This window comes from Corynebacterium frankenforstense (assembly GCF_030211955.1).
Lineage (GTDB): Bacteria > Actinomycetota > Actinomycetes > Mycobacteriales > Mycobacteriaceae > Corynebacterium > Corynebacterium frankenforstense_A.
In genome coordinates, this window is record NZ_JASODI010000006.1 from 67,308 (window position 1) to 88,270 (window position 20,963).

At 68.9% G+C, this 20,963-nt stretch carries 18 protein-coding genes and 1 CRISPR repeat array; of the genes, 10 read left to right on the forward strand and 8 right to left on the reverse strand.

What is annotated here, in order from left to right; genetic code table 11:
* Nucleotides 1-6: 6 nt before the first annotated feature.
* On the reverse strand, nt 7-882 hold the full coding sequence (locus tag QP119_RS04505) for a hypothetical protein (RefSeq protein ID WP_284773933.1): 876 nt from the start codon (nt 880-882) through the stop codon (nt 7-9).
* An 80-nt stretch (nt 883-962) separates the two neighbouring features.
* Here QP119_RS04505 and QP119_RS04510 point away from each other — a divergent pair, with 80 nt between their 5' ends.
* A complete protein-coding gene (locus QP119_RS04510) occupies nt 963-1,517 on the forward strand; it encodes a hypothetical protein (RefSeq protein WP_284773934.1) in 555 nt (184 codons plus the stop codon).
* Nucleotides 1,518-1,671: 154 nt separating this feature from the next.
* Here QP119_RS04510 and QP119_RS04515 read toward each other — a convergent pair whose 3' ends face one another.
* From QP119_RS04515 to QP119_RS04530, 4 genes are all read right to left on the reverse strand, one after another.
* A complete protein-coding gene (locus QP119_RS04515; protein ID WP_284773936.1) occupies nt 1,672-2,016 on the reverse strand; it encodes an MGMT family protein in 345 nt (114 codons plus the stop codon).
* 1 nt (nt 2,017) lies between these two features.
* Nucleotides 2,018-2,848, reverse strand: coding sequence for a VOC family protein (locus QP119_RS04520; RefSeq protein ID WP_284773938.1), 831 nt, complete (start codon nt 2,846-2,848; stop codon nt 2,018-2,020).
* Entirely contained in the window at nt 2,849-3,139 is a 291-nt protein-coding gene (locus tag QP119_RS04525) for an RNA-binding S4 domain-containing protein (RefSeq protein WP_075663028.1), read from the reverse strand.
* A 187-nt stretch (nt 3,140-3,326) separates the two neighbouring features.
* The gene (locus QP119_RS04530) at nt 3,327-4,022 is read right to left on the reverse strand and encodes a LysE family translocator (RefSeq protein ID WP_284773941.1); all 696 of its coding nucleotides are present in this window, start codon (nt 4,020-4,022) and stop codon (nt 3,327-3,329) included.
* 194 nt (nt 4,023-4,216) lie between these two features.
* On the opposite strand from QP119_RS04530, the gene cas7g reads away from it, so the two are divergent.
* Genes cas7g through cas2 form a run of 6 tightly spaced genes read left to right on the forward strand, consistent with a single transcriptional unit; the run spans nt 4,217 to nt 12,800 of the window.
* Nucleotides 4,217-5,425: a type I-G CRISPR-associated RAMP protein Csb1/Cas7g gene (cas7g, locus tag QP119_RS04535; protein WP_284773942.1), complete on the forward strand. Its 1,209-nt coding sequence runs from the start codon at nt 4,217-4,219 to the stop codon at nt 5,423-5,425.
* 3 nt (nt 5,426-5,428) lie between these two features.
* On the forward strand, nt 5,429-6,970 hold the full coding sequence (gene csb2, locus QP119_RS04540; protein WP_284773943.1) for a type I-G CRISPR-associated protein Csb2: 1,542 nt from the start codon (nt 5,429-5,431) through the stop codon (nt 6,968-6,970).
* On the forward strand, nt 6,963-9,794 hold the full coding sequence (gene cas3g, locus QP119_RS04545; RefSeq protein ID WP_284773944.1) for a type I-G CRISPR-associated helicase/endonuclease Cas3g: 2,832 nt from the start codon (nt 6,963-6,965) through the stop codon (nt 9,792-9,794). Before csb2 ends, cas3g begins: the two co-directional genes overlap by 8 nt.
* Before the next feature lie 26 nt (nt 9,795-9,820).
* Nucleotides 9,821-10,867, forward strand: coding sequence for a hypothetical protein (locus QP119_RS04550; protein WP_284773946.1), 1,047 nt, complete (start codon nt 9,821-9,823; stop codon nt 10,865-10,867).
* A gap of 59 nt (nt 10,868-10,926) precedes the next feature.
* On the forward strand, nt 10,927-12,495 hold the full coding sequence (gene cas1 / locus QP119_RS04555) for a CRISPR-associated endonuclease Cas1 (protein WP_284773947.1): 1,569 nt from the start codon (nt 10,927-10,929) through the stop codon (nt 12,493-12,495).
* A complete protein-coding gene (gene cas2 / locus QP119_RS04560) occupies nt 12,492-12,800 on the forward strand; it encodes a CRISPR-associated endonuclease Cas2 (protein ID WP_284773948.1) in 309 nt (102 codons plus the stop codon). Before cas1 ends, cas2 begins: the two co-directional genes overlap by 4 nt.
* Before the next feature lie 199 nt (nt 12,801-12,999).
* A CRISPR array of direct repeats spans nt 13,000-13,689; the repeat unit is 37 nt; unit sequence ATCGCTGCAGCAATCTGCTGCAGCCCTTCATTGAGGC.
* A 93-nt stretch (nt 13,690-13,782) separates the two neighbouring features.
* Here cas2 and QP119_RS04565 read toward each other — a convergent pair.
* Both QP119_RS04565 and QP119_RS04570 read right to left on the reverse strand, forming a co-directional pair.
* Complete coding sequence (locus QP119_RS04565; protein ID WP_284773949.1) at nt 13,783-14,517, reverse strand: SDR family NAD(P)-dependent oxidoreductase; 735 nt, start codon at nt 14,515-14,517, stop codon at nt 13,783-13,785.
* A 157-nt stretch (nt 14,518-14,674) separates the two neighbouring features.
* Nucleotides 14,675-15,361 (reverse strand): alpha-ketoglutarate-dependent dioxygenase AlkB, encoded by a 687-nt coding sequence (locus QP119_RS04570; RefSeq protein ID WP_284773951.1) that lies wholly within the window; start codon nt 15,359-15,361, stop codon nt 14,675-14,677.
* A gap of 29 nt (nt 15,362-15,390) precedes the next feature.
* Here QP119_RS04570 and QP119_RS04575 point away from each other — a divergent pair, with 29 nt between their 5' ends.
* The 3 genes from QP119_RS04575 to hrpB all read left to right on the forward strand — a co-directional run bounded on the left by QP119_RS04575 (nt 15,391) and on the right by hrpB (nt 20,730).
* The gene (locus QP119_RS04575) at nt 15,391-16,029 is read left to right on the forward strand and encodes a sugar O-acetyltransferase (RefSeq protein WP_284773953.1); all 639 of its coding nucleotides are present in this window, start codon (nt 15,391-15,393) and stop codon (nt 16,027-16,029) included.
* Between the two features lie 641 nt (nt 16,030-16,670).
* Nucleotides 16,671-18,188, forward strand: coding sequence for a hypothetical protein (locus QP119_RS04580; protein ID WP_284773955.1), 1,518 nt, complete (start codon nt 16,671-16,673; stop codon nt 18,186-18,188).
* A gap of 94 nt (nt 18,189-18,282) precedes the next feature.
* On the forward strand, nt 18,283-20,730 hold the full coding sequence (hrpB, locus tag QP119_RS04585; RefSeq protein WP_284773957.1) for an ATP-dependent helicase HrpB: 2,448 nt from the start codon (nt 18,283-18,285) through the stop codon (nt 20,728-20,730).
* Between the two features lie 65 nt (nt 20,731-20,795).
* Here the strand turns inward: hrpB and QP119_RS04590 are convergent, their stop codons facing one another.
* The gene (locus QP119_RS04590; protein WP_284773959.1) at nt 20,796-20,957 is read right to left on the reverse strand and encodes a hypothetical protein; all 162 of its coding nucleotides are present in this window, start codon (nt 20,955-20,957) and stop codon (nt 20,796-20,798) included.
* Between the last annotated feature and the right edge of the window lie 6 nt (nt 20,958-20,963).

Sequence of the window (20,963 nt, forward strand, 5' to 3'; positions counted from 1 at the left end):
GCCTGATCAGCAGGCCGGGATCGCGTCGGCGATCTGGACCGGGATCAGCCAGGCGTCGTCGATGCCGGCGCGCAGGTTGTACGGGTCGTGGCAGGCCAGACGCGCCTTGAGCTCGGCGCCGCTGACCGCGGGGATCGCCGAGGAGCCCAGGTCGATCGACAGCTGGCCGGACGGGGCGCCGGGCAGCTGCGGCAGGCCCGCGGGCAGCGCGGCGTGCACGTCTGCGGTGTGGGCCTCGCGGGTGCCGTAGGTGTTGGCCGCGAGCACCACGCCCGGGGCGATCGAGGCGGTCGCGTGCACGCTGCGGCGGTCGTCCGACCAGCCGAACTTGGTGCCGGTCACGCCGGGCACTGTCGCGGTGCCGTAGTCCTGGCGGTACCCGTCGGCGGCCACCGGTGCGGCGGTCTCCATGCCGCGGAACATCGGGGCGGCGACCGGGTCGTTGCGGGTGGCGTCGAGGAAGCGCGTCAGGTCATTGGCCGAGGTCACCGAGTTGCCCCAGAAACCGTTGCGGTGGGTGTTGGGCAGCCCGAACCAGCCGGCCGTCTCGTCGATGGCCTGCGGGTAGCGCGCGTCGAGTTCGCTGGCGATGCGGTCGTCGGAGAAGCGGATCATCTGCTCGACGCGGGCGGCGTCGCCCGGCGCGCCGTGGTGGAGGACCCAGTGGCCGAGGTACAGCTTCGACAGCGAGAGCGCCGGGCGCGGCTCGTCGGCGTTCGGGGTGGCCAGGCGCGGGCCGTTCTGCACCTGGACCGAGGCCTGGGTGCGCGGCGGGGTCGCCCCGAGCGGCAGGGCCGAGGCGACAGGCTGAGCGGAGACGGCGACGCCCACGGCGAGCAGGAGAGCTGCGGCGGAACTGGCTGTGCGCTGGGTGTTCCTCATGGAAACTCAGTCTAGACCCGCGAGGTCGCCGCGCACGTCAACCGCGTCGCCTCGTCGCGGCCCCCATTACGATGCCGCCTATGAGCTCCGGTTACGTCGCGTTCGCAGATGAGTCGATCATTCAGATGCCTTCTGGTCGACAGGCGTACCGAATCGGAGCGGCTCTCCTAGCTACAACTGAACTCGAAGCAGCACGTGATGTCCTTCGTCCTCTTCTCCTGCCGGGCCAAAGCAAACTTCATTGGAGAGACGAGAGTCCTCCCCGCCGCGATCAGATTTCACGACAGGTCGCCGCTACCGGGTCGATGCTCACCATCGTGACTCATTGGAGCGAAGTCCCTGCCAAAGAGGAGAGATCTCGCCGGAAGTGTCTCGAACGGCTCTACTACGAGCTTGCGTCGATGGATGTCCAAGATGCCTCCCTCGAATGTCGTCAGCAGGCACAGGACGCGAAAGATATTCGCCACATCGTTGCCCTCCAGGCACGCAATCAAGCGAAGAATCTGCGGCTCTCCCACCTACGCGGCAAAGACGAACCTTTGCTATGGATCCCCGATGCCGTCTTGGGGGCGCTGAATGCGGCGCAACTCGGCGAACCCAGGTTCTGGGATCAGGTCCGGGACACCGTGTGCTAGACATCACGACTTCGTAAGGCTCTAAACCTGCACATTAAAATGCGGCAACCCCGGGTCCAGTCGTCCGGCTGGCATCCCGGGGTTCCCTTCCGATCCTGTCGTAACAGGTGGCGTCAATGCCTAACTTAGCTGACGGAACATGTTGATGTCGAGGCTAAATTTCTCCCGGTCGCAGACCCGCGGAACGCATATCCACGCGGTAACGCGCGCCCTCGCGGGTGCGGGTCACCGTGTACGGGATGCCCTCCTCGTCCCAGTGGACACGTGCCCGCTCCCCCACCGGCGAGGTGCCGTCCGCGCGCACCACCCGCCACCAGGCGGTCAGGTGGCCGTGGGTGCGCATCGCGCGGCCCGCCCGGCGCGCGGTGGTGCCGGCGGCCGCACCGACCGCGCCGTAGCTGGCCACCCGGCCTGCCGGGATCTTGTCGACTACTGCGAGGACGGCGTCGGTGACGTCGTCCAACGCCAACGGCGAGTCGGGCGCGGCGTCGTCAAGCAAACTAGCCCAGGCCCTGCGCGCGCAGGGCCTCGAAGACGTCGTTGCCCTCCTGGATGTCGAGCTCCTCGTACTCCTCGACCTCGCAGAGCGTCACCGTCGCGCCGGTGGGGTCGGCGATGATGAGCAGGCGGCCGAACTCGGCGTCGAAGGGGCCCTGGATGACCTCGCCGCCGAGCTCGGGCACGCGCGCGGCGGCCTTGTCGACGTCGAGGACGCCCAGGAAGGTCTGCCAGAAGCCGTGCACGCCCTCGGGGAAGTGGCCGGCGGCGTCGCGCAGCCCGGCGAAGGGGGCGGAGTCGGCGAGCAGCGTGCCGTAGCGCGGCAGGTCCGTGCCCTCGCCGCCGACGGTGGCGGACTGCCAGCCGAAGAGGCCGGTGTAGAAGTCCAGCGCCTCGTCGAAGCCGGAGGTGCAGGTCAGCTCGTGCCAGACGGCGCAGCCGGGCTCGCCGCCGGCGACGAAGGCGTCCTCGCCGCGCGGTTCGACCAGGCCGAAGAGCGCGCCGTTCGGGTCGGCGGCGACACCCATGCGCCCGATCTGGGCGTCGGTGGGACCGGCGAGGACCTTGCCGCCGAGCTCGCCGATGCGGTCCAGCTGCGCCTCGAGGTCGTCGGCGAGGAAGTAGGTCACCCACGTCGTCGCGCCGCCGGTGGCGGGGATCAGGCCGGCCACCGGCAGGCCCTGCACACGGGCGACGAGGTAGCCGGAGCCCTCGACCTCCTCGTTGACCTGCCAGTCCAAAAGCCCGGTGTAGAAGCGGGCCGCGGCCTCGGGCTCGGGGGTGTTCAGGTCGATCCAGTAGGGCATGCCGCCCTGGGCGTTGAACGCGGGCATCTACATGTTCCTCCACTTCTCGGGGTCGAAGTCGTCGTCTGCGGTGGCCTCGTCGAAGTAGTCGTCCTCGCCGTCGTCCTCGGCGACCACGGCGCAGGCCTCGGCCACGCAGACCCGGTCGCCGATGGCGAGGTGGCGCCCGCGGCGCGTGTCGGTCTCGCCGTTGACGGTGACCAGGCCCTCGGAGATGACGGCCTTGGCCTCCCCGCCCGTGGCCACCAGACCCGCGAGCTTGATGAACTGCCCCAGTTTGATCGACCCGCCGGAGACGGGAACCTCAACGTCCTGCATGCGCACGAGTCTAACGGGCGGGCGGGACGGGCGGCCGGGTGGACGGTGGGGCGGGCAGGATTGGCAGGGCGGGTAGGATTCGGGCGCGGGGCGGCGCAGCCCTTCATTGAGGGAAGTTCGTTTAGCTGGAGTCCCTCGGAGCCAGTACATCGCTGCGCCGCCTCCTTAATCTCTTGGCCGTCGAGCACTAGCCGCCGAGCAGTCCGAGAACCCCCTCGACGACCATCACCGCGGCCAGCAGGCAGAAGATCGCTCCGGTGACGATGTCGATGACCGCGGAGTTCTCCGCGATGCGCGCCGAGAACGCGCGCACGGCCAGGGCGAAGCTGACGAACCAGACCAGGCCGACCGCGATGAGCAGCGCCGCGATGAACGCCGTGATCCCCCAACCCATGCCGGGCTCGATGAACTGCGCGAAGACGGCGCCGAAGAAGAGGACGGCCTTCGGGTTGGCCAGGTTGGTGGTGAAACCGGCGCGCCAGGCCTGCCCGGCGGTCGAGTCGGCGTCGGTGCGCTTCGGCACCGGCCCGGGCGTGACGGATTCGCGCGAGCCGGAGGGCACGTCGGCGTGCACGGCGCGGGCGGACTGGCAGCGGGTGGCCAAGCCGCCACGGATGGAACTGACGCCCAGGTAGGCCAGGTAGGCCCCGCCGATCAGCTGCAGCCAGGCCAGCAGCGCCGGGCGCGCGGTGAGCAGGGCGGACAGGCCCAGGAGGCTGGCCAGGATCCAGCCGGTGTTGCCCGTCATCACTCCGAGGGCGGCCCACACGCCGGCGCGCTTGGAGCGCGCGCCCTGGCGCGTGATCTGCACGACGTCGGGGCCGGGACTGATGATGGCCGCGACCCAGACCCCCAGCAGGGTGAGGATGGAACCGAATGTCATGATGGTCAGGTTACATCCTGCGTCGGGCATGACGTCGACCACACCTTAAAAGCACTACAAGTTAGTTTATCTTATTTGTCGCGACTTTCGTGTATGTTTGGTGCTGCATCGTCCGTTGCACCGCCCATGGGACCACAAGCCCGGGACGGAATCCCTTCCTCATCCACACTCCTGTTCGACCCGAAAGGATCGTCATGTCCGAAGCACAGACCTACGAGAACCTGCTGAGCGCCTGCCGCCGCGGAGGATCCAGCGTCCTCACCTCCACCACCGAACTGGGCGCCGCCGCCGGGGCGCACGCTTCGATCGCGCCGGCGAAGTTCGTCAGCCACTCCAACCCCACATTCGCCTTCGAGACCCGCTACATCGACGGCCAGGCACAGACCGTGGCCCTCATTGACGGCAAGCAGTCCTCCAGCAACCGCGGCGAGGCGGCACTGGCCCAGTCGATTCGCGACGCCGAACCGGTCGCCTCCCGTATCCCCCGCATGCGTGTTCAGTACGAGGACCGCGACTTCCTCTGCATGGAGCTTCCGCACCGCGCCTTCGACGGCCACTTCCGTGCCGCCACCCTGGAGGGCCGGCCCGCCACCCAGACCAATGTGTTCCAGGCGCTGCGCAACTGCACCCCCGCCGATTCCCGTGCGCTGCTCGAGACCTCCCCGATCAGCCTCGCCCTGGGTGCGTGGGACGCCACCCGCGCAAAAGACCAGGTGCGCATCCGCAGCTCGGTCACCGGCGAGATCATCGGCGTTCTCGCCGACCAGGAGGCCGAGGGGCGTGACCGCTACTCACTGCGCGGCGGTGCCCGCGTCGACCCGGTGGCCATGAGCGTCCAGCTGGACGGAGCCAGCATGGAACGCATCCTCGCCGATCAGGAGCACGACCTCAGTGCCAAAACCGTCGCGTCCCTGCGCTCCGAGATCAACAAGGCCAAGAAGGAGCCCGTCTCCGCCTCGTCACTGGGCCTTGGCGGCATCCCGCCGAGCCTCGATGCCCTGGGCGGGGTCGCCTGCTCCCGGATCATCCGCTCTTGGGTCCTCTCCTTCGCCTCCCTGCGCCAGCTGCGCTTCGGCGCGGGAGCCGAGGGTGACGCCGCCTGCCGCACCCTGCTCGCCGCACTCGACCTGGCAGTCGTCGCCCGAGCCGAGGAGGAGCTCTACCTGCGGGCGAACTGCGATCTCGTCGAGCTTTCCGAACCCGAGACCAAGCTGGACCTGCGCTTCGGCAAGTCTCAGCCGATCGACCCGATCACCGTCGACACCGCCGACGCCCTTCTCGAACGTGCCATGGACGAGGCCGAGGCCAAGGCCGGCATCCGGTGGCAGGGGCAGACTCTCGAGTTCATCGGCAATCCTGCGGTCCTGCGGGGCGCCGTCGACGAGTCTGAGGAAGAGGCCTGACCGATGACCCCGCTCGCCATCACCGCCCGGTTCCCCCTCGGGGTGTACGTCGGGCACCGTAGCGACGGCTCGCCGGACCCCTTCCCCGACCCGGCACGCCTGCACGCCGCACTCCTCAACGCCGCGGCCACCGGCTGCTCCGCTGTCGAAGACCCTGCCGGGCTGGGCCCGAGTCCCGAGTCCCTCGAGGCCCTGCGCTGGCTCGAGGAACACCCGCCGGAGGGCCTTTTCCTCCCCGAGCGCCGACCTCAGTCCGCCGACTCCTCCCGCATCATCTTCCGCAAGGAAGGCCTGGTCAACCCCAAGAAGTCAACCAACCACCGACGGGTGTCCGACGGCGTGAGCCTCAACGGTCCGATCGGATACCGCTGGTCGGAGGCCCCGGTAGCGGTCGCCGAGACCATCCGCCTGCTGTGCGCGGACGTCGCCGTCCTCGGAGAGACCGAGAGCGCCGTCGTCCTGAGCCACGAGGACTTCGAACCGAATCTCGTCCTCGACCGCGAGTCATCCATGTTCGCTCCGGGCGGGCATCCTGTCCGTGCTCCCGGGCCGGGCCGGACCGCCGGCCTCACCGCGGCCCACCGTGCGGCGAATCCCGGCAAAAACCCTGTCCAGAAAGCGACGAAGAGCGAGGTGACCCGCCCCGCCCCCGTCCCCGGCGACGGGCTGACCTCACTGCGTTACCGCAGCCCGGAGCCGCCTAAGCCCGAGACACCGTGGTCTCGCGTCCTGCTTCTCGAGCTCGGGGGCCCCGCACTCGCGCCGGAGGAGCGGATGGACTGGGCGGTGGCCTTCCACCGTGCGCTCATCGCCGCCATCGACGGACCGGTTCCGGCCATGGTCACAGGCGCTTACCCGAAGGGACAACCGCGTCCAGCCAACCAACTGGCCATCCAGTACATCCCCGCAGGCATGGCCTGCCACCACGGAATTGACGGCCACGGCCTGGCCTTGCTTGTGCCGACGGATGCAGCCGATGAGGATCTCGCCGCACTCGCCGGCGGCCTGGCGAACATCCGCAGCCTCTACTGCCGTCACGGTCGGCGCACGCTGCGTTTCCAGGGCGTCAGCGCCCCGGGAGACAGGTTCTGGGGTCCGGCCCCAGACGGCCACCGCCGGCTGTGGTCGCCTCTTCCCGTCGCCGTCACCGAGCACCGCAGCCCTAGGGCCACCGCCACCGGCGGCAAGCAGTGGGGCCTGCGGGAGGCCGGAGTGGTCTCGGTGGCCCACGTGTGGCGCGACGAGTTCCCCACCACCGCACGCGGTGACCGAAGGCTCATCGAGCTGCACGCCGCGGCATCGGCGCGCGGGGTGAAGGTCGGCGCCACGCGCCTCGTTCCTGGAGACTCCAACAGTTTCGTGCACAAGGCCTCGCCCCGGATGGTACCGCGGATGTGGAGCGGGCTGGTGGACCTGGGTGACCTCGCCCTGGACACCGCGATCACCGCGATCGGACAGTCACGGCACCTGGGCGGGGGCCTGCTGACGCCCGTCGACATACCCGAGGGCCTCTACCCGACGCTGATGGGAGATGACAATGACTGACTCCACCAATTTGTCTCTGTGGCATGGCGAATTCGGCGACTTCTTCGCGGCGCTCAATGACGGCCACGCTCCGTTCCGCTGGCAGGAGCGCCTGCTCGACGAGATTCTGACCGGGGGCGAATGGCCCGACCAGATTGTCGCGCCCACCGGCTCCGGTAAGTCCGCCGTCGTCGAGGTCCACGTATTCGCCAACGCGCTGGCCGCCGCCGGCGCCGCACCCCGCGTTCCGCGCCGCCTGTTCGCCGTGGTCAACCGGCGTGCGCTGGTGGACAACCAACACGACCGTGCCACCCGATGCGCAAAGCTGCTCGACGAGGCGCTCTCCGAAGACGCCCACCCCGGACCTTCCAGCGACGTCGTCACTCGGGTCGCTGCCCTGCTCAGAGGCCTGCGCACCCAACGCGCGACGGATCTCGACGACTCGGATGCGCAGGCCCCCTTGTTGGTCGGCCACATCCGTGGCGCGACCCGACCGGAGAACCCGACGCTCCTGGACCCGAGTGCTTGCGCGGTCGTGGCTGCGACGCCGGACATGTTCGGCTCGCGGATGCTTTTCCGAGCCTACGGCGCCACCCGATTGTCCCGGCCACGCGAGGCGGCGGTCATCGGGTATGACTCGGTGCTCGTCCTCGACGAGTCTCACCTCAACCGGCAGCTGTTACTCTCCGCGAGGCGCATCGCCGAGCTGGTCCACCGGGAAACCGACCTCGGGGTACCGGCACTCCAGGTCGTCGAGTCCACCGCCACGCCTTCCGGGGTCTCCGCCCGTCGTGTCGGGGTCTCCGCCGAAGACCTCGTCGACGGCGCCGACGAGGTGCTCAGTCGACGCGTCCGCGCCGCAAAACCCCTCGAGCTCGTCACCGATTCACGATGGAACGGCAAGAAGGCCACCGTCGCGTTGGCCAGGGCTTTCGCCGAGGAGATCGTGCGCGTGCGCGCGAGGGTGATACCCGGTACGGATCCGGACGGAACCTCGGCAAACAGCGCGGAGGCACAAGAGCTCCGGCCACACACGGTCGGCTGCATCGTCAACCACGTCGACACCGCCGTGGCTGTGGCCGCTCAGCTGTCGAAGCTGGACAAGTCACTCAACGTGCAGGTCCTCGTCGGCCGGATGCGCCCCTGGGACCTCCGACAGCTACGGAACGGCAAGCACCATGACCTGTTCACCCTTCGCGGTGACGCCACTGTTGATGTGCTGGTGGCCACCCAGACCCTCGAGGTCGGCGTGGACATCGATCTCGCCGGACTGGTCACCGAACTGGCGCCCGCCGATTCGCTCGCGCAGCGCTTCGGCCGCGTCAACAGACTCGGGATGCGCGAGTCCTCACCCGTGCGTGTCATCGTCCCCGAAAAGCTGCCCAAGAAGGTGGACCTGCCCTACGTCCGCGAGGACCTGAGTGCAGGTCTCCGCTGGTTGCACGAGCTCCGCGACCTCGGCGCCGGTGTCAGCCCCGAGGCGCTCGCTTCGGTCCCACAACCACCGGCTACCCCCCGTCGGCTTCTCTTCCAGCGCCCCGAGCACGCGGATCTCTTCCGCTGGGCACGCACCGGCGATGCACTCTTCGCCGACGACGACCTCGAGATCTGGCTGCGCGATGATCTCACGGCTGACATCGCGCAGGTCGGCATCGTGGTCCGCGACCTGCTGCCACGCGAGGATTCGACCGGTGCTCTCCAGATCTTGCGGGCACTCCCTCCACTGGAGGACGAGGCTTTCCCCGCCAACATTTCGGTGGCCCGCAGGATTCTCGCCGGAATCATCACCCCACGAAATACCGGTCACGCGCCGACAGCCCCGCCGCGCGCCTTCATTGTGCGCGAGGACACCGTGACGCTTGCCGACGCCGCGCATCCCCCCGCCTTGCGTCCGGGTGACACCGTGGTGCTGGACCGCGGGCACAGGTTCACCACCCGTGGAATCGTGGTCGACAATCCGCAAGACCGCACTTCCCCCGTTCCTGTTCCGGACATCGGCGGCCGGGTACTCGTCGACACGGATGCGGTACCCGAGCCTGCTGAGCTCGACGTTCCGGTGCGAAGCCTGCTCCGCGCCTTCGTGGGGCTCAGTTCCGAGGAAGCCACCCGGCTCCTCGCCGAGCACGGCATGGAGGGCACAGTGGTTCTTCCGCCCCATGATGAGACGATCCGTCAGCTGCCCTGGGCCGCCGTGGTGCAGAAGCCCGAGTCCTTCGACTCTCCGGTGTACCAGCGGTGGACGCCGTCGTCTGAGCCGGTGACCTTGGCCGCTCACAACTCGGACGTCGCCGGACGTGCCGAAGAAATTGCCGCGGCCGTCGGCTTGATCTCCGATTACGCCCGAAGGGTGAGTCTGGCCGGGCTCCACCACGATGACGGCAAGGTCGACGCCCGTTTCCAGCGGCTGCTTGGTAACAGCGGTGCGACCGGCCGAGGCGACGACGCGGAGGAGGATGCGCCGGTGCCACTCGCCAAGAGTCACGGCCCCCGAGCCCGTGCTGCACGGAGATCCGTCTCCGGGCTGCCCACCGGCTGGCGTCACGAGCAGCTCTCCGCGGCGCTTTTCGCCGCCGAGGCCAGCGGTTCAGGCGGCCAGGTCGACCGGCTCGTCCTGAGGCTAGTCGGCACCAGCCACGGCCACGGTCGCCGAGGCTTCCCGCATGTTGGCGGCGAACTCATCGAGGCGTCGAACCCCGCCTCAGCGGTAGCGACCGAGCTGTTCACCGCCGGCGAGTGGGACCGGTTGGTCGAGGACACCGAACGGTCCACCGGCGTCTACGCCACCGCATACCTCGAGGAGCTGCTCCGCGCCGCCGATAACCAGATTTCCCGGGAGGGACGATAATGAAAGCGTTTTTTATGGGTGGTTCCGTGCGCTCTGCCCTGACCCACTTCGCCCTGTACGGTCTCGCCGACATCATCGAGCAGGCCGGCGGACAGGCACGGCTCGGCTGGACCGACGAAGGACAACCCCGAGGTCGCGTGCTGAGCTCACTTGACGCAGAGGAGATCGCGACGGCGGTTCTCACAATCGCACGTCGTGACCGGGACGCCACCTGGGTCAACGCGGACGTCGACACCGGCGGACGCGTGCCAGTAGCCGCATTCTCACCCCGCGTCAAGACCCCTTCGGTGACTGACCGCCCCGGATGGCGAAGGCTCCAGCGCACGCGCCACGCAGCGCTGGACGAGCTCGACGTCGTCAATGCCGCATCGACACTGCGGTTGATCGACGCACTCGGTGAGCCCTCACACTGGCACATGGGACAGCAGAACCTGGAACCTGACCGGGGTGCGTCCCGATGGGAGATGAAGACGCGCAACCGCGGTGAGGAGTTCATCTCCCACCGTTACCGCCCGCTATGCCACGAGGTTGCGGATTGGCCTACTGAGCACATCATCCAAGGTCTCACGGGGGAAAAACTGCGGGATCCGCTAGGCAAGGACAGGGACACCTCACGCAGCTCGTCGGGCTTGACCACCCCCGGGCCGGCGGATAACGCCATGGTCTACTGCGCGCTGCGCGGAATCGCGCAGTTCCCCCTCGGGCACCGCGGTACCGCCGGCAGGTGGGGTACTCCTGTCAATGCGACCCCCGGCGTCTGGCCCAACGAGGTCACCCATCCTCGGAACATGGCCCTGCCCGCCCTCGTTGGCGAGGTCACTCCGGCACGGCTGCGCGCGATCCTCGTCTCCGCGCAGATGGACCTGGTGCACCGCGATCTGGTCAGGCCTCCCCGGGATGCCCCCGGTGAGTCAGCGGACGCGGATCGTACGGACCCCGCGTTGGTCGCGGCGGCGCGCGCATGGCTCCGGCAACGGCGTGTACCGGCAGTGATCGTGTTCCCGATCCTTAAGACGGGCAGCGGCAACGCTCCTGAACGTCAGGTTCAGTCCGGAAAGGTCCACGTGCTGTGACTGCCCCAGAGTCATCAGTGGAGGTCGGTGTCCCGGAGCCTCCGCTCCCGATCAGCCTCGTGGCTCACACCGTGTTCTGTCCGCGCCGCGCCTGGTTGGAAGCCGCCGGAGAGCGCAGCGACCATGTCCAGATTCAGGCGGGGAAACAGGCTCACCGCCGAGTCGATTCTCCCTCGGAGTCTCGGCCGGACGGGTTACGCAGCATGAACATCCACTCAGATGCCCACGGTCTGGTGGGCCGGACAGACGTCGTCACCGTTACCGGCGGCGGAGTTGAGGTCACAGAGTACAAGGCGACACCGACAAGAAAAACGCCCACGGTGACGGACGCGATGGTCGTCCAGCTCGCACTTCAAGGGCTTTGCCTTACAGAGGACGGGCAGCGCGTTGACGGACACCGGGTGTATTTCCCGGACAGCAACAAGTCGGTGTCAGTGGACATCGGTGCCGAGGAGATCGCGAACGCATTAAGCTACGTGCGGCAAACCAGAAAGATCTGCAACTCCGTGCAGGCCCCGGAACCGTTGGAGGATGATCCGCGGTGTACCGCTTGTTCGCACGCCGGGGTCTGCCTACCGGACGAGCGCAGGTTGCACACTGTGAGGCGGAGGATCCGGGTAGCCGATCCAGACGGGCAGGTCCTGCACGTGGCAACGCCGGGTGCACGCCTGAGTACACGACAGGGACGGGTGTTAATCAGCGTGCGGGGCGAAAGGCAAGCAACCGTTCCACTCGAGCGGGTCAACGGGCTGGTCCTGCACGGAAACGTCGATGTGTCGAGTGCACTGCTACGCAATCTCATGTGGCAGCGGATCACAGTGGTGTGGTGCTCGAGTTCCGGCAGAGTTTACGGATGGAACCAGCCAGGCGACGGGCCCAACGGTGCCGCACGCGTCCAACAGCACGTGGCATCTGCTCACGGGAGGGTGGATCTCGCGCGCGAGTTCATTGCCGGCAAGATTGCTGGCCAGGCGACACTTCTCCGACGCAACGCCGACCCATCTCAACCTGCCGCCGTGGCCAGCATGCGGGAATTGCAACGGATCGCCGCTGCTTCTACCTCTCGACAGGAGATTTTCGGTGTCGAGGGTTCGGCGGCCGCCTTGTATTTCGGTCACTTCGCCACCATGCTGCGCGGTACTCACCGGGGATGGTTTACCAAACGCTGGCCTGGACGTTCCGGCAGAGGCGCAACGGATCCACTGAACTCAGCCCTCAATTACACCTACGCCTTGCTGACGGCTGAGGCGGTGAAGGCCCTGATCGCGTGCGGCTTGGATCCGCATGCAGGATTTCTGCATTCCAGCAGCCGAAACAAGCCAGCTCTGGCCCTCGACTTGATGGAGGAGTTTCGCGCAGTAATTGCAGACTCGTGTGTGATCAGTTGCATTAACCGGGGTGCGCTTACTCCATCGAGTTTTTCGGAGGTCACCGGTACCCCTCGACTCACCCCAGAGGGGAGAAAGGCTCTGATCAGGGTCTTTGAGAACCGGATGAACACCGAATTCACCCACCCGACATTCGGATACAGAGTTTCCTGGAGGCGTGCGCTCGAGGTGCAAGCCCGCTTGGTTCTCGGTTGCCTTGACGGAACGCAGGAGCACTATGTGGCGGTGAAGACACGTTGAGCCGGAACGACGCGCGCAGAACACTCATCGCCTATGACGTTCCCAATGACAGGAGACGTACCCGGCTCGCAGATGCTCTGGGAAGCTACGGAGACCGGATTCAGTACAGCGTATTCGTAGTGGACATCAGTCCGGCGCGCCTGCTTCGGCTGGAGGACGCCATAAGGGGAATTATCGATGGAGAGGAGGACTCAGTGTTGTTCTGCGATCTCGGTAGGGTTGCGGATCTTGAAGAGCACAGGCGCCGATTCAGGTTCCTCGGCCAATCGAGAGAACCGACGCCGGACGGCCCATTAGTGTTCTGATTGGGTGGCCGTGAATTCCGATCAGCGAGCACCCACCTAATCCGACAATCTCGCGTGTCGCTCGCGAACTGTCTGCCCAGCTCACAAAGGTGGACCATGGCGAGGACTCAGGTGACCGCTTCGTTACGACCATCGAGGAATCCGTCACTCGCGGAACACCTGGTACGCTGCTACTCAGGGCGCTGTTTTATCCCGTGCTATCGCTGCAGCAATCTGCTGCAGCCCTTCATTGAGGCGCCCTCAATGTCCACAAGGACGACTTCAAGGACGAATCGCTGCAGCAATCTGCTGCAGCCCTTCATTGAGGCGCGATCAGTCTGCTGTGTGAGGAGACGGACCGGTATCGCTGCAGCAATCTGCTGCAGCCCTTCATTGAGGCCCGACGCCGAAGAGGCAGCCTGCGACGCCGCCGAATCGCTGCAGCAATCTGCTGCAGCCCTTCATTGAGGCGCGGAAGCCAACGCCCGCAGTGCTCGAAGCGCTCGATCGCTGCAGCAATCTGCTGCAGCCCTTCATTGAGGCGATAGTCACTCCGTGGCACTAGTCAAGTCCATCCGATCGCTGCAGCAATCTGCTGCAGCCCTTCATTGAGGCTGTTCTTAATTCCTTTGTCGGCGTCCCGGCAATGGACATCGCTGCAGCAATCTGCTGCAGCCCTTCATTGAGGCTGGCACCCCACAGAAAGGACCCCCTGTGCCTGACATATCGCTGCAGCAATCTGCTGCAGCCCTTCATTGAGGCGCACCGTAGAACGCGCACTGCACTACCCGCCCGACATCGCTGCAGCAATCTGCTGCAGCCCTTCATTGAGGCTCGTCCTCCCACGATGCGGTGTCGCGGCCGTGGACTCCGATCGCTGCAGCAATCTGCTGCAGCCCTTCTTCACAAACTCATGGAACCGCCGAGGACGGTAGCGTTCAGCGTCACTTTGACGTCGCCGACCGTAGCTCGCGCCAACCCACGTCCCGGGCCCGCCAACCCCCTACACCTGATCACGCGGCATGATGTGGACGCGGTCGATGTTGACGTGCGCCGGCAGCGAGGCCACCCAGCGCACGGCCTCGGCGATGTCCTCCGGGCCCAGGTTGACGTGGCCCTCGTAGACCGCGTCGGCCTTGTCCTGGTCGCCCTTGAAACGCACCAGCGAGAAGTCCGTCTTCACCCGGCCCGGGTCGATCTCGGTGACACGGATGTTCGTGCCCTCGGTGGCCTCCTCGATGCGCTGCACGCGCGTCATGGCGCGCAGGCCGAACTTGGCCGCGTTGTAACCGGCGCCGCCCGCGTACGGGTTGAGCGCGGCGACCGAGGCCATGTTGACGATCAGCCCTTCAGACTCGACGAGCTTGTCACGCAGCGCCAGGGTGACGCGCAGGGTGCCGAGCACGTTCGTCTCGTACATCCACTTCCAGTCCTCGAGGTCGGCCTTCTTGACCGGGTCGAGGCCCTTGGCACCGCCGGCGTTGTTGACCAGCAGGTCCACCCGTTCGATCTGGGCGGCGAACTCGGCGACCGAGTCGTCGTCGGTGACGTCCAGGCGCACCGCCTCACCCCCGATCTGCGCGGCGATCTTCTCCAGGCGGTCCACGCGGCGCGCGGCGACGATCACGTGCCAGCCGTCGCCGGCCAGCGCACGCGCGGTCGCCTCGCCGATGCCGGAGGAGCCGCCGGTGACCACGGCGACCTTCTGGTTGTCCTGTGCAATCTCTTTGTCAGCCATAGGACCATTCTGGCAGCGCCGCCCGCGCCTCGCAGACGGATCCCGCCCCGCCCCCACATCCGGGGCAAGCCACACTTACCCCGGGCTGTGCCCCTCCCGGACCGCCGCCGACCCAGTCGCGGCCCACCCGTTTCCAGCCCCGGCACCACCCCACGCCCTAGTAGTCCACCTGCCGGATCGTGATGTTGATGCGCCCCTCCTTCAGTCCCGCGTGCGCGGGCGCGGTACCGTCCTCGACCTGCGTGATGCCGTGGTAGGCCCGGCGCGCTGGCCCGCCGAAGACGACGGCGTCGCCGCTGATCAGCGGCACGTCCACGAAGGGGCCGGTGCGTTCCTCGGCGCGCCCGAGCCGGAAGAGCGCGGTGTCGCCGATCGACAGCGAGACCACGGGTGCGTCGGCGACCTCGTCGGCGTCGACGTGCAGGCCCATCCGCGAGCCCGGCGGGTAGTAGTTGACCAGCGCGACCTCGGCGCGCATGCGCCCCGCCCAGGGCGCCAACGCCGCGGAGCGCTCGCCCGCGACGACCAGCACGGCGTCGACAATCTCCTGGTAGTTCGCCGGGATCTCCGGTACGGGCACGCCCTCGAACTCGCGCACGTAGCGGTACGGATTGGTCGCCCAGTGCCGCCCGAGCGAGAGGATGTGCACGCTCATCTGCCCGGTGCGCGTGCGCGGGCGCGCCATGGCCACCGGCGTTCCGGCCACCGAGCGGGCGATCTCGCGCGCCTGCGTGACCAGCCCCGACTGCTGCCACGCGCCGAGAAAGCCCGGCAGGTGCACCGCGCCCGGGGCGAGTTCACGGGGCGGGCGGGGCAGGCCGGCGGCGTCGAAAAGCGTGGGCACGGGCACTCACCTCCTGGCACGATGGGGCCATGTCCGGATTCGACGCCCCAGCCTATTCCTCCATGGACCGGATGCGCTCCGGCGCCTGGTACCTCACCCACGGCGGGGACATCGCCGCCGAACAGCACCGCACCGCCGAGCTCATGCACGAATTCAATGAGCTGGCCAACACCGACCTCGAGCGCGGCCGCGCGATCATCCGCGAGGTCACCCACGCCGAGCACGCCGAGGCCACGCTCTTCGCGCCCGCGCGCATCGAGTTCGGCGAGAACGTCCACCTGGGCCGCGGGGTCTTCATCAACTTCGGCGTCACGATCCTCTCCTCGGCGGAGGTCACCGTCGGCGACCGCGCCATGATCGGGCCGAACTGCCAGCTGATCACGCCCACGCACCCGACTGACGACGTCGCGATGCGCCGCGGCGGCTGGGAACGTGCGGCGCCGGTGCGCCTCGGCGCCGACGTGTGGCTCGGCGCGGGGGTGACCGTGCTGCCGGGCGTGGAGATTGGCGACGGGACCACCGTGGGTGCGGGATCCACGGTGACGCGTTCCCTCCCGGAAAATTGCATTGCCGTCGGCACGCCGGCCCGCGTGATCCGTGAGTGCGACCCGGAGCGCCGGGAGCGCGGGCAGCTCGACGAGGGCAGCCCGGTCGAGCCCTTCGCCTGAGCCGCGGCGGTGGCGCCGGGGACCGCGCTGAGGCAGGCACGGCGAGCAACGCGCTGAGGCGGGCGCGGCGACCCGGCCACGCGGGGCGACCCGCCATTGTCGATTGGCCAACTTTCGCGATCTGAGGTACAGCCCCGGCTACATAGTCCCACTCCACCCCGCCGGCCCGGGCGGCGGGGCCGGAAGGCGCATATACCCTCCCGGGGTACCGGCGTTTCCGCAGTTCACAGACTCGATACAGAAATCGTTCAATCTTCTCCCACAAGGTTCCCGGGAGACGGTACGCTACCCCCGGCGATGGTTGACGCATCCCTGATCGGGCAGGCAAGGTAACGGATAAGACCGCCGCAGATGAAACAGGCACCCCCGGATTAGGGTTTTTGTTTCACGGGTTATGAACGATCTTCATTCCGCCAGCGACGCGACTATCAGGGGGAATGGTCTTACCTACGCCGGCGAAACGTGCACGGGAAGGTAAAACTTTCGTCGATAAAGCGGTTGCGGGGCGGCGGGCCCGGCGTCACCATTCACAGCGGCCCGTGGGACGCTGTTCAGCTCCCTCGGATTCGATTTTCATTCCCGGCGTGGCTCCGCCCCCGGTATCTCTCCCCGCAACACCTCTCACACCAGGAGAAAATTCAATGAAGCTCACCCGTCGCGTCTGCACGTGGCTGGCTGCCGCCTCCGTCGCGGCCACGGGCATCATCGCCCCGACCGCCGGTGCCGACACCTTCCACGAGACCTACCCCGAGACCCCCGCCCTGAACCCGGACCTGCCGATCGTCCACACCACGCACGGCTCCGACCACATCAAGGCCAACATCCTCAACCCGCGCCCCGTGTGCAACTCCGGTGAGGACTACCGCACCGTGGTCTACAAGGTCACCGACAACTTCTCGCCGGCCGGCACCATCTCGGCGACGAACAAGACGAAGAACGACATCCCGCTGACCCAGAACCTGTCGAAGTCGCAGACCGTCTCCCTGTCCATCAAGGGCGACCGCACCGACCAGACCTCCATCAACCTCGGCGGCTCCCACAGCCAGGACGGCACTGAGGGCTCCATCGGCATCGCCAAGACCATCACCGAGCAGATCGGCGGCGAGTTCTCCTACTCCCTGACCTGGGATGCCGGTCAGCAGATCGGGCCGTACGACGTCCCCGCCGGCCACACCGGTGAGGCCACCTACGGCTTCCGCACCATCAACCTGGACGGCACCCAGCAGTACTGCCGCCCGAACGGCACCTGGTCCACCCCGACCCCGTGGCGCGTCTTCGCCCCGATGAAGAACGAGGTCGAGGTCAAGCTGTACAAGAACGCCTCCGACTCCTGGATGGGCACCGCCCACGAGGTCGAGGAGGACGAGGCCGTCGACGAGTCCACCCAGACCGAGGACATCATCGACGACACCCTGACCGACGAGGTCGCCGAGGCCGACGCCGACGCCGTGGCCACCGACGAGGACACCGAGGTCGACCCGGAGGTCGACACCTCCGTCGCCGACCCGGAGGTCGAGGACGGCACCGACGCCGAGCCGGAGATCGAGCCGGAGACCGCCACCGACCCGGAGGGCGACCTGCCCGCCGACGGTGAGACCGTGCTGGACGAGGACGAGGCCACCGACGAGGAGGCCACCGAGGACGAGGCCACCGACGAGGAGGCCACCGAGGACGAGGCCAAGGCCGACTACGACCTGGAGCCCTACTTCACCGTGGCCGCCGGCAAGTCCGCCGGCTTCGCCGGCCTGGTCGCCCTGCGCGTCAAGAACGTCGGCGACAAGCGCTACTTCCAGGACAACATGGCCACCCGCTTCCGCATCGACGTCCACACCGCCGAGGGCCCCGAGGGCGTCGACCGCCTGATCACCCCGGGCTGGTTCAACGGTGCCTACACCCGCGACCTGGGCTTCGACGCCGAGAAGGGTGTCCGCTCCTTCGAGGTCACCCTGTCCAACCCGATCAACTCGGGTGACACCGCCCTGGTGGCCAACCTGAACTTCGGCGACGGCCTGACCAAGGAGGGTCGCCTGAAGAACTACATCACGGTCACCCAGACCGGCCGCATCGACGGTGACGAGACCACGTCCAACGACCAGGACGTCGACTCCCGCGAGCACACCTTCGATCACATGGGCCGCCAGAACAAGGGCATCTTCTAAGAGACAACAGCCCTGCTGCGCGACAGACCGGGCGTCCCGCCACCACGGCGGGGCGCCCGGTTTTTCCGTGTGCGCAGCTACCCTGGGATAAACCATGAACATCCCCGCCAGCCCCTTCGACCTCGACGCCATCGGCGCGGGTCTGCCCGTCGCCGGCGCGCTGCCGGAGATCGCCGAGGCCCTCGAGGCCCACCGCCGCGCCGTGGTCGAGGCCCCGCCCGGCACCGGCAAGACCACGCTGGTCCCGCCGCTGGTCGCCGACCTGCTCGCCCGCCGCGCCGCGAACGCAGCGGCCGACGGCACCAGGAACGGCGCCGCCCCGCTCAAGACCATCGTCACCGCGCCGCGGCGCGTGGCCGTGCGCGCCGCCGCCCGCCGCCTGCGCCACCTCTCCGGCAACGCCGGGGCCGTCGGCCACCGCGTGCGCGGCGACTCCCGGGCGGGCTCGGCCGTCGAGTTCGTCACACCGGCGGTGCTGGTGCGCATGCTGCTCTCCGACCCCGAGCTGACCGGGGTCGGCGCCGTGGTCATCGACGAGGTCCACGAGCGCCAGCTCGACACCGACCTCGCGCTGGCCTTCTCCGCGGAGCTGGCCGCCCTGCGCGAGGACCTCGACCTGGTCGTCATGTCCGCCACCCTGGACACCACGCGCTTCTCCGAGCTGCTCGGCGAGGCCCCGGTCGTCTCCACCCCGGCGGTGACCCACCCACTCGAGACCAGCTACCACCCGCACCCCGGGCGCATGGCCGCCGACCGGCGCTCCCGCGACGCCTTCTGGGCCCACCTCGCCGCGCTGGCGGACAAGGCCGTCGAGAAGTCCGGGCGCTCCGCGCTGGTCTTCGTGCCCGGCGCCCGCGAGGTCGAGCAGACCGTCGCCGCCTGCCGCACCCGGGCGCTGCCCCTGCACGGCCGCCTCGAGCGCGCCGCCCAGGACGCCGCCCTCGACGGCACGGGCCCGGCGCGCGTGGTCGTCTCCACCGCCGTCGCCGAGTCCTCCGTCACCGTGCCCGGCGTGCGCACCGTCGTCGACTCCGGGCTCTCGCGCGTACCGCGCCGCGACTCCGGGCGCGGCATGTCCGGCCTGGTCACGGTCTCGGAGGCGCGCTCGACGGCCGAGCAGCGCGCCGGCCGCGCCGGCCGTGAGGGTCCCGGCACCGTGCTGCGCGCCTTCACCTCCGACGACCTGCGCCACTTCGACGCCCACGTCACCCCCGAGATCGACACCGCCGACCTGACCCAGGCCGCGCTCTGGATGGCCTGCTGGGGCACCCCGCGCGGCGAGGGCCTCGCCCTGGTCAGCGAGCCGCAGCCGGCCGCCACCGCCGCCGCCGAGGAGACCCTGCGCGCCCTACACGCCGTCGACGCCGAGGGGCGGCCCACCGAACTCGGCCGTCGGCTCGCCGACCTGCCGCTCGACCCGCGCCTGGGCCGTGCGCTGCTGGCCGCCGGGCCGTCGGCGGCCGAGGTGCTCGCCGCGCTTTCCGACGGCGCGTCCGGCGACCTGGGGCGCGCGAGCGCACCGTCGCGGGAGGTCGCCCGCCTGCGCTCGGTCGCGACGCGCACCGGTACCGGGACGGGGCACCGCGCGACGTCGGCAAGCGACGGGGTGGCCGTGGGCCTGGCCTTCCCCGAGCGCATCGCCCGCCGCGAGCGCGACGGGGAGTACCTGCTGGCCTCGGGCACGCGCGCCGTGCTGCCCGGGGACACCGGGCTGAGCGGGGCGGAGTGGCTGGCCGTCGGCGAGGTCACCCGCTCCGGCACTCCGGGACGGGCCGGGCGCGCGGGCGCGACGATCCGCTCGGCGGCGCGCATCGACGAGGCCGACGCCCTGGAGATCATCGGGGTGACCGAGGAGCTGCGCGCCGACTTCGCCGGCGGGAGGCTGCGCGGGCGGGCGGTGCGCCGGGCCGGGGCCATCGAGCTCGCGGTCACCCCGACCACCGTGCCGCCGGAGCGGGCCGCCGAGGCCGTCGCCGCCGCGGTGCGCGAGGAGGGCACCGGCATGTTCCGCCTCGGCGAGAAGGCCGCCGCCCTGCGCGACCGGCTGGCCTTCCTGCACGAGCGGGTCGGCGAGCCGTGGCCCGACCCGGAGACCGCGGAGCCGGAGGTGTGGCTGGCCCCGGAGATCCAGAAGGCCGCCCACGGCACCCCGCCGGGCTCGATCGACCTCTTCGACGCCCTGCAGCGCCTGCTGCCCTGGCCCGAGGCGACCCGCATGGACGAGCTCGCACCCCGGCGCCTCGCGGTGCCCAGCGGCTCGCACCCGCGGGTGGACTACTCCACCGGTCGGCCCGTGGTGAGCGTCAAGCTGCAGGAGTGCTTCGGGCTGGCGGAGTCGCCCCGGTTCGCCGGGGTGCCCGTGCAGTTCCGGCTGCTCTCGCCGGCCGGGCGCGACCTGGCCGTCACCGACGACCTGGAGAGCTTCTGGTCCGGGCCGTACGCACAGGTGCGCGCCGAGATGCGCGGGCGCTACCCGAAGCACCCGTGGCCGGAGGACCCGTGGTCGGCGACGGCGACCGCGCGCACGAAGAAGCGGATGTGAGCCGCGCGCGGCGGGCGCGGTAAGCGGGCGCGGCCGGGTGAGTGCCCCGCGTGGGCCCCAATCTCTCAGCCCCACTGCTGCCAGGCGAGGTAGCCGCCCATGACCACCACGACCACCAGCAGCGCGGCGCGCAGGAAGCGGGTGCCGCCGGCGATGACGGTGCGCGCGCCGACGACGTTGGCCGCCGCGAGCACCAGCGCCAGGCCCCGGCGCGCACGCCCGGGCAAGGGTCG

Bases quoted from the DNA above. Each gene is read 5' to 3' on its own strand.
- QP119_RS04505 (WP_284773933.1), bottom strand. From the start codon at position 882: ATGAGGAACACCCAGCGCACAGCCAGTTCCGCCGCAGCTCTCCTGCTC.
- QP119_RS04510 (WP_284773934.1), top strand. From the start codon at position 963: ATGAGCTCCGGTTACGTCGCGTTCGCAGATGAGTCGATCATTCAGATG.
- QP119_RS04520 (WP_284773938.1), bottom strand. From the start codon at position 2,848: ATGCCCGCGTTCAACGCCCAGGGCGGCATGCCCTACTGGATCGACCTG.
- QP119_RS04525 (WP_075663028.1), bottom strand. From the start codon at position 3,139: ATGCAGGACGTTGAGGTTCCCGTCTCCGGCGGGTCGATCAAACTGGGG.
- QP119_RS04530 (WP_284773941.1), bottom strand. From the start codon at position 4,022: ATGACATTCGGTTCCATCCTCACCCTGCTGGGGGTCTGGGTCGCGGCC.
- cas7g (WP_284773942.1), top strand. From the start codon at position 4,217: ATGTCCGAAGCACAGACCTACGAGAACCTGCTGAGCGCCTGCCGCCGC.
- csb2 (WP_284773943.1), top strand. From the start codon at position 5,429: ATGACCCCGCTCGCCATCACCGCCCGGTTCCCCCTCGGGGTGTACGTC.
- cas3g (WP_284773944.1), top strand. From the start codon at position 6,963: ATGACTGACTCCACCAATTTGTCTCTGTGGCATGGCGAATTCGGCGAC.
- QP119_RS04565 (WP_284773949.1), bottom strand. From the start codon at position 14,517: ATGGCTGACAAAGAGATTGCACAGGACAACCAGAAGGTCGCCGTGGTC.
- QP119_RS04575 (WP_284773953.1), top strand. From the start codon at position 15,391: ATGTCCGGATTCGACGCCCCAGCCTATTCCTCCATGGACCGGATGCGC.
- QP119_RS04580 (WP_284773955.1), top strand. From the start codon at position 16,671: ATGAAGCTCACCCGTCGCGTCTGCACGTGGCTGGCTGCCGCCTCCGTC.
- hrpB (WP_284773957.1), top strand. From the start codon at position 18,283: ATGAACATCCCCGCCAGCCCCTTCGACCTCGACGCCATCGGCGCGGGT.